Source organism: Luteimonas sp. TWI662 (genome assembly GCF_039673825.1).
In the GTDB taxonomy this organism is placed as follows: domain Bacteria; phylum Pseudomonadota; class Gammaproteobacteria; order Xanthomonadales; family Xanthomonadaceae; genus Luteimonas.
This window is the reverse complement of the sequence record NZ_JBDJMI010000017.1, coordinates 76,923-84,126: the sequence shown is the minus strand read 5'-3', so window position 1 is coordinate 84,126 and position 7,204 is coordinate 76,923. Positions and strand designations below refer to the sequence as shown.

Below are 7,204 nucleotides of genomic sequence, written 5' to 3'. Positions count from 1 at the left end.
GGTGGCCTGCATGCGCAAGCTGCTGACCATCCTCAACGCCATGCTTCGAGACAACGCCAGATTCCGACTCGAAACGCCTGTTGCGGCTTGACCTCCAACACCGTTGCTCCCTCGCGATGCAGCGGAGGTGACAGCAGAAGCCCTTCTCCGCGTGCGGGGCATTGCGCCCTTCACGGATGGAGGGTTGGGTGGGGGCTACAGGTCGAGGCGATGTCGTCTACTTCTCCCACAAGCAGGGAGATGATCTCCCGCCCCCACCCGGTGCGCTGCGCGCACCGACCTCCCCCGCGATGCGGAGGAGGTGACAGCAGAAGCCCTCCCCGCGATGCGGGAAAGTGAGGGCAAAAGCCCTCCCCCGCGTGCGGGGCATTGCGCCCTTCACGGGTGGAGGGTTGGGTGGGGGTTACAGGTCGAGGCGATGTCCTCTACTTCTCCCACAAGCAGGGAGATGATCTCCCGCCCCCACCCGGTGCGCTGCGCGCACCGACCTCCCCCGCGATGCGGAGGAGGTGACAGCAGAAGCCCTTCTCCGCGATGCGGAGAGGCGATCACGGCGCTATGTGGTCGCTTCGAGCCGCTGTTGCAATGCCATCGCGGCGGCGGGGTTGCGGGCCTTGGCGGCGGAGATGAAGAACACGAAGGTGTCGCGCGGCACGACCGGGGCGGCGTCGCGCTCGCCGGCGTAGGGCAGGTCGGCCGGGGCGCCGCCCTTCGCCCACTGGCGCGCGCGCTGTGCCCAGGCGTCGAGTTGCAGGCCGGGGTAGCCCTGCGGGTGCTCCTCGCGGCTGGACATCAGCCGGGCGTAGACGAAGTCGCCGGTCAGGTCGGCGAACGAGGGGTAATCGGCCGAGTCGGTGAACACCGTGGCGACGTCGTGCGCACGCGCCAGCGCCAGCCAGGCCGCGCTCTGGAACGAGGGGTGGCGGACCTCGACGGCATGGCGCAGCGGCAGGCCGTCGACCTCGCGCGGCAGCAGCGCGAGGAAGGCTTCGACGTCGTCGGCGTCGAAGCGGCGGTTCGGTGCGAACTGCCACAGCAACGGGCCGAGTCGGTCGCCGAGTTCGGCGATGCCGCCACCGACGAAGGCCTCGATGCGCGGGCCGGTGTCGGCCAGGGCGCGCGCGCCGACGATGTGGCGCGGCGCCTTGAGCGAGAACATGAAGCCCTCCGGTGTCTCCGCGCGCCAGGCGGCGTAGGTCGCCGGCTTCTGCGCGCCGTAGAACGTGCCGTTGATCTCGATCGCGGTCAGCTTCCGGCTCGCGTACTCGAGCTCGCGCTTCTGCACCAGGCCCTTGGGGTAGAAGTTGTCGCGCCACGGCGCGAAGGTCCAGCCGCCGATGCCGGTGCGGATGCCGTCCACCGGCTGCGGCGGGGCGTCGAACAGGTCGATCATGAGCACCTCAGTCGGGATGCTGCGCAAAGCGCAGCCGGTTGTGGTCGGGGTCGACGAGCAGCATCTCGCGCGTGCCCCAGTCGGTGTCGTGCGGCGGTTGCAGGATCGCAACGCCTGCGGCTGCGAATGCGTGCGCGCAGGCATCGACATCGGGCACCTTGAAGTAGACCGCGCCGCCGACCGTGCCATCGCCGGCGTGCCCGCTCAGGAACAGCGTCTGACCGTCGCGGGTGAGCTGCGCGAACAGCGGCAACCCGGGTTCGAAGCGATGCTCCCAGTCGACCCGGAAGCCGAGCGCGGCGTAGAACGCGAGGCTGCGCGCGGCATCGGTCATGCGCAGCTGCGGGATGACGGTCTGGCGCATCACACCGCAGCCGGTGCCATGGCAGCCAGCCGCGGCCGCACATGGCGGTCGAGGATCGCGGCCAGCGGTGCGAGCGTCGGTTCGTGCGCGAGCACCTGGTCGAGATACGCGACGAAACGCGGCGCATCGGCCAGATACCGCGGCTTGCCGTCGCGGTAGTGCAGCCGCGCGAACAGGCCGAGGATCTTGAGGTGACGCTGCATGCCGGCCAGGTCGGCATGGCGCGCGAACACGGCGGGATCGGGATCGAGCGGCACCCCGGCAGCGCGCGCGCGGGCGTGGTAGCGCGCGAGCCAGGCATCGACGCGCGCCGGCGGCCAACTGCGGAAGGCATCGCGGAACAGGCTGATCGGGTCGTAGGCCAGGGGTCCACGCACCGCGCCCTGGAAATCGATCACCGCCACGCCCGCGCCGTCGGGCATCAGGTTGCGCGGCATGTAGTCGCGGTGCACGAAGCCCTGCGGCTGCGCCAGCACCACCTCGATCAGCGTCCGCTGCACGGCCTGCAAGCCGGCGCGCGCCTCGGCGTCGAGCGTCACGCCGAGGTGGCGCCCGAGGAACCAGTCTTCGAACAGGTCGAGCTCGCGCTGCAGCATCGGCGCGTCGTAGGCCGGCAGGTCCGCGGGGCACACGATCGCCTGCAGGCGCAGCAATTGCTCGAACGCGGCATCGACCATCGCATCGGCGCCGGCGTCGTCGACGACATCCAGGCAGGTGCGCGGGCCCAGGTCCTCCAGCAGCAGGAATCCGGCGCCGGTGTCCTCGGCCAGCACCGCGGGCACGCGCACGCCGGCCTCGCGCAGCAGCGTGCGGATGCGCAGCCACGGCCGCACATCCTCGAGTTCGGGCGGCGAATCCATGACGATGCGCGCCGGCCCTGCGCCCTGCGTGCGCCAGTAACTGCGGAAGCCGGCGTCGGTCGACGCGCGGACGAGCGTCAGCGTTGCATCGTCGGCCGCATCGCGCGCCCAGGCCAGGCGGGCGGCGCTGCGGTCGGGATCGGCGTCCGGGGAGACGGGAAACGTCGCGGTCATCGGGCGGATGTGTGGGGCGGGATGCGCAGGGTACAAGCTCGGCACGGCCGCGGCATCGCGGCTCAGACCTTCAGGTACCACCGACGCCGGTCCATCCAGGCGGCGACCGCCCACCACAGCGCGACGAACGCCAGTGCGAATGCCAGCGACGCGCCCTGCTCGCCGAGCAGCGGGGCCAGCGGCGCGGCGAACAGCACGCGATAAAGCGGTGCCCACAGGCCGGCGCCGATGGCGAGCAGCACCATTGCGCTCGAACCGGCATAGACCGCGATCGCGTTGACCCCGAACCGGCGGCCCCAGGCCGGCCAGCCGCGCCGGTCGATCAGCAGATGCAGGCCGACGAGCGCGAGCGCGGCCAGCCCACCGGTCCACAGCACGTAGGACCCGCTCCACAGCGGCTTGTTGAGCGGCAGGACCAGCGACCATGCCGCACCCAGCGCGCACGCGACCACGCCCAGCGCCCCCAGCGCGCGGACCCGCCCCAAGCGCAGCCAGTCGCCAGCACGCACACCCAGCAACGTCGTCGCCAGCGCACCCGCCGTGCTCGCCAGGCCCTCGGGATCGTGGCCGAGGCCGGTGACCGGGTCGTAGCGATACAGCCAGGGTGCGAACAGCGCGGTGTCGAGTCGGTCGAACAGATTGCTCCCCGGCGCGGTGCCGCCCAGGCCCAGCGCCACCGCACCGGCCACAAGCAGCGCGGCCAGCAGCGTCCATTGCGCACGCGGCGACAGCGACAGCGCGGCGAGCCCGGCCAGCGCGAAGCACAGGCCGATGCGCTGCAGCACACCCCACGGGCGAACATGCGCCAGGTCGAGCACCCACCACGCCAGCAGATGCAGCGCCAGGCCGATCAGCACCAACCGCGCCGCGCGCACGAGCACGCTGCGACGCAGCCGGGCAAGGTCGGCGCCGGCCGCCCGCCGAGGCGACAACGCCAGTGCGATCGACACGCCGACCACGAACAGGAACGTCGGAAACACCAGGTCGGCCAGCGTGCAGCCGTGCCAGGCCGCGTGCCGCAGCGGGGCGTAGACGTGGTCCCAGTCGCCCGGGGTGTTGACCAGCAGCATCGCCGCGACCGCGATGCCGCGCAGCGCATCGACGCTGGCCAGCCGCGCCGACGGCGCGGCCCTGTCAGCCGGCCGCACCACCAATCCAGGTGCCACGCAGCGACAGCGTGTCGTCGACCAACGCGAAATCCGCACGCAGGCCGGGCGCGATGCGACCCAGCCGATCGTCCACGCCGAGGAACTGTGCCGGGTAAGTCGCCGCCATCCGCGCCGCTTCCTCCAGCGGCACGTCGAGCGTGCGCACGGTGTTGCGCACCGCCGCCATCATGTCGAGCGCCGAGCCGGCGAGCGCGCCGGCGGCGTTGCGCACGACGCCATCGACGGCGGTGATCGTCTCGCCGTAGAGCACGTAGTCGGGACGGTCGGCACCGACCGGGGGCATCGCGTCGGTCACCAGAAACACCTTGCCGCGCGGCTTGGCGGCCAGCGCGACGCGCAGGCTGGCCGGATGCACGTGCGCGCCGTCGACGATGATCCCGCACCACGCGTCGCGGTCCTCGAGCGCGGCGCCGACCGCGCCCGGCTCGCGGCCCTGCAGCGGCGACATCGCGTTGTAGAGATGGGTGAAGCCGCGGATGCCCGCCGCCAGGCCGGCGCGCGCCTGCGCCCAGGTGGCGCCGGTGTGGCCGGCGGCGACGATCGCGCCGGCACTCACCAGCGCGCGCACGGTGTCCGCCGACACGCGTTCGGGCGCCAGCGTCACCAGAGTGACGCCGCCGCGCAGCGAGGTCGCCAGCGCGATCTCCTCGGCATCGGGCACGCGGAACTTGCCCGCATCGTGGGTGCCGCGGCGCTCGGGCGCGATGTAGGGGCCTTCGAGGTGGATGCCGATCACGCCGGGCACGCCGGCGGCGATCGCCGCGTCCACCGCCGCGATCGCGTCGCGCATCACCGCGACCTCGTCGCTGATCAGCGTCGGCAGCAGCGCGGTCGTGCCGAAGCGCCGATGCGCGGCGGCGATCAAAGCGATCGCCTCGACGGTCGGTGCGTTGTTGAACAACACACCGCCGCCGCCGTTGACCTGCGCATCGACGAAGCCCGGCAACAGGTGCAGGCCGTCGAGGTCGTGGCGCTCGACCTCGCGCAGGCGCGGATCGTCATGTGCGAGCAGCGCGGCGATGCGCGCGCCCTCGACCAGCACCGCGAGGTCGTCGCGGAAGCCGGCATCGGTCAGCACGCGGCCATTGACCAGGGCGAAGGTCATCAGACGGTCTCCGTGACCTTGTTGAGGTGCGGCGGCAGATCGGGATCGAAGCCGCGCCGCAGCGACAGCGCGTTGGCCGCGCGATAGAAGCTCTGCACCGCGAGCAACGGCGCGCACGCGGGCTCGGGCGCGGTGACGACCGGCAGCTCGCCACCGGGCGCGGCCAGCCACACGTCCGCGCCGCGGCCGCGGAACTCGTCGGCGACCGCGCGCGTGCCGGCGTCGGTGCCGTCGGGCTGGGCCAGCAGCAGCACCGGAAACCGGGGGCCGACCAGCGCCATCGGCCCGTGACGCACCTCGGCGGCGCTGTAGGCCTCGGCGTGCAGGCCGCAGGTCTCCTTGAACTTCAGCGCCGCCTCCTGCGCTGCGGCGAGGCCCGTGCCGCGGCCGAGCACGAACAGATTGCGCGCCTCCGCCAGGCCGTCGACCAGCGGCGACCAGTCGCAGGCCCAGGCCGCGCGCATCGCCTCGGGCAGCGCCGGTAGCGCCGCGGCCAGCGCGGTGTCGCCGGTGACGGCCCGCTGCCAGTGCGCGGTCAACTGCAACAGTGCCGACAGCGAGGCCAGATAGCTCTTGGTCGCCGCCACGCTGCGCTCGGGGCCGGCATGCAGCGGCAGCACCGTATCGGCGAGCTGCGCCAGCGGCGCGTCCTCGACATTGACCAGCGCGAGCACATGCGCGCCGGCCGCGCGCGCAGCCTCGGCGTTGCGCAGCAGGTCGGGGCTGCGGCCCGATTGCGAGATCGCGATGAACAGCGCGCCGTGCATGCGTTGCGGCGCGGCGTATACCGAGCCGACCGACGGCGAGGCCGATGCGGTGACGATCCCTAAGCGCGTCTCGAACAGGTACTTGGCGTAGGTCGCGGCGTGATCGGAGCTGCCGCGCGCGCAGGTCATCACGAACGGCGGCGGCCGGGCGACGAGGGTGGCGACCAGCGCGTCGATCGCGCCGGCGTTGCGCGCGAACTGCGCGGCGACGACGTCCGGCGCCTGCGCGGCTTCGCGGAACATCCAGGTGCTGGCCGCGTCGCGCGGCGCCTCAATCGCGTGGGGCATCCTCGGGTCCCGGTGACGGCGTCGGACGCGGACGCATCGGCGCGGTCGATCCGCGCACGACCAGCTGCGGCACGAAGCCTTGGTTGTGGGTGGCCTGCGCGGCGACGGCATCGGCGTCCTCGCGCAGGCTGGCGATCAGCATCCGCGCGGCCTGCCGCGCGATGTCCTCGGTGGCCTGCTTGGCCGTGGTCAGCGGCGGCCACGACTGGCGCGAGAACGGACTGTCCTCGAAGCCGGCGATCGACAGATCGAAGGGCACGTGCATGCCGGCCGACTTGGCTGCGGCCAGCACGCCGGCGGCGATCTCGTCGTTGGAGCCGAAGATCGCGGTCGGCGGGTCGCGCAGCGCCAGCAGCCGACGCGCGCCGCGGAACCCGTCGTCGAAGGTGTAGTCGCCGGGAACCACCAGGTGCTTGTCGTGCGGAATCCCATAGTCCTTGAGCGCGGCCTCGTAGCCGGCGTGGCGTTCGCCGCTGGAATGGTGCTGCGGCCCGCCCCACAGAAAGCCGATGCGCTGGTGGCCGAGCTGGATCAGGTGTTCGGTGATCTCGTAGGCGGCGTCGCGGTCGTCGACGAACACGCAGGGATGGCCATCGCGCGGGTCCTCGGTGGCCGCGATGATACGCACCAAGCGGATGCCGCGCGCACTGAGCGCGTCGATCAGCTCGCGGCGCTCGGACATCGGCGCGGTCAGCACCAGGCCGGCCAGCCGCGAGCGCCGTACGAACTCCACCAGTTCTTCCACCAGCAGCGGCGAGCTCGCGTCGCAGGGATGGATCTGCAGCCCGAAGCCGGTTTCCCGGCACGCGGCAAGCACGCCGTTCTGCACGCCGATGATGTGGTACGGATTGGGGTTGTCGTAGATCAGCCCGATCACGAACGAGGTCGCGCTGCGCAGGTTGCGTGCCGACGGGTCGGGCTCGTAGTCGAGTTCGGCGATCGCATGCAACACCCGCGCGCGGGTGGCCTGCAGCACCGACGGCTCGTTGTTGATCACGCGCGAGACGGTCTTGAGCGAGACCTTGGCCCGCTCGGCGACATCCTTGATGGTGGGTTTGCGCACGTCCGGCTCCGGCAGTCTCTC

At 72.1% G+C, this 7,204-nt stretch carries 7 protein-coding genes; all 7 read right to left on the bottom strand.

Translation table 11 applies throughout. The features are described 5' to 3' along the window. Positions 1-556: 556 nt before the first annotated feature. The gene (locus tag ABE488_RS12710) at positions 557-1,393 is read right to left on the bottom strand and encodes a DUF72 domain-containing protein (protein ID WP_346448697.1); all 837 of its coding nucleotides are present in this window, start codon (positions 1,391-1,393) and stop codon (positions 557-559) included. A 7-nt stretch (positions 1,394-1,400) separates the two neighbouring features. Continuing rightward, entirely contained in the window at positions 1,401-1,757 is a 357-nt protein-coding gene (locus tag ABE488_RS12705; RefSeq protein WP_346445438.1) for a VOC family protein, read from the bottom strand. Beyond that, on the bottom strand, positions 1,757-2,791 hold the full coding sequence (locus ABE488_RS12700; protein ID WP_346448696.1) for a phosphotransferase: 1,035 nt from the start codon (positions 2,789-2,791) through the stop codon (positions 1,757-1,759). Before ABE488_RS12700 ends, ABE488_RS12705 begins: the two co-directional genes overlap by 1 nt. A 62-nt stretch (positions 2,792-2,853) precedes the next feature. Further along, entirely contained in the window at positions 2,854-3,939 is a 1,086-nt protein-coding gene (locus tag ABE488_RS12695) for a heparan-alpha-glucosaminide N-acetyltransferase domain-containing protein (protein ID WP_346448694.1), read from the bottom strand. Further along, complete coding sequence (gene nagA / locus ABE488_RS12690; RefSeq protein ID WP_346448692.1) at positions 3,926-5,065, bottom strand: N-acetylglucosamine-6-phosphate deacetylase; 1,140 nt, start codon at positions 5,063-5,065, stop codon at positions 3,926-3,928. The genes ABE488_RS12695 and nagA overlap by 14 nt, the downstream gene beginning before the upstream one ends. Next, positions 5,065-6,120, bottom strand: a complete 1,056-nt coding sequence (locus ABE488_RS12685) for an SIS domain-containing protein (protein WP_346448691.1) — start codon at positions 6,118-6,120, stop codon at positions 5,065-5,067. The genes nagA and ABE488_RS12685 overlap by 1 nt, the downstream gene beginning before the upstream one ends. Then, positions 6,104-7,183 carry a LacI family DNA-binding transcriptional regulator gene (locus ABE488_RS12680; protein ID WP_346445433.1) on the bottom strand — a complete coding sequence of 360 codons (1,080 nt, stop codon included), beginning with the start codon at positions 7,181-7,183 and terminating at the stop codon, positions 6,104-6,106. The genes ABE488_RS12685 and ABE488_RS12680 overlap by 17 nt, the downstream gene beginning before the upstream one ends. Positions 7,184-7,204: the final 21 nt, after the last annotated feature.

Excerpts from the sequence above, each read along its gene's own strand:
- ABE488_RS12710 (WP_346448697.1), bottom strand. The coding sequence starts at position 1,393 with ATGATCGACCTGTTCGACGCCCCGCCGCAGCCGGTGGACGGCATCCGC.
- ABE488_RS12705 (WP_346445438.1), bottom strand. The coding sequence starts at position 1,757 with ATGCGCCAGACCGTCATCCCGCAGCTGCGCATGACCGATGCCGCGCGC.
- ABE488_RS12700 (WP_346448696.1), bottom strand. The coding sequence starts at position 2,791 with ATGACCGCGACGTTTCCCGTCTCCCCGGACGCCGATCCCGACCGCAGC.
- nagA (WP_346448692.1), bottom strand. The coding sequence starts at position 5,065 with ATGACCTTCGCCCTGGTCAATGGCCGCGTGCTGACCGATGCCGGCTTC.
- ABE488_RS12685 (WP_346448691.1), bottom strand. The coding sequence starts at position 6,120 with ATGCCCCACGCGATTGAGGCGCCGCGCGACGCGGCCAGCACCTGGATG.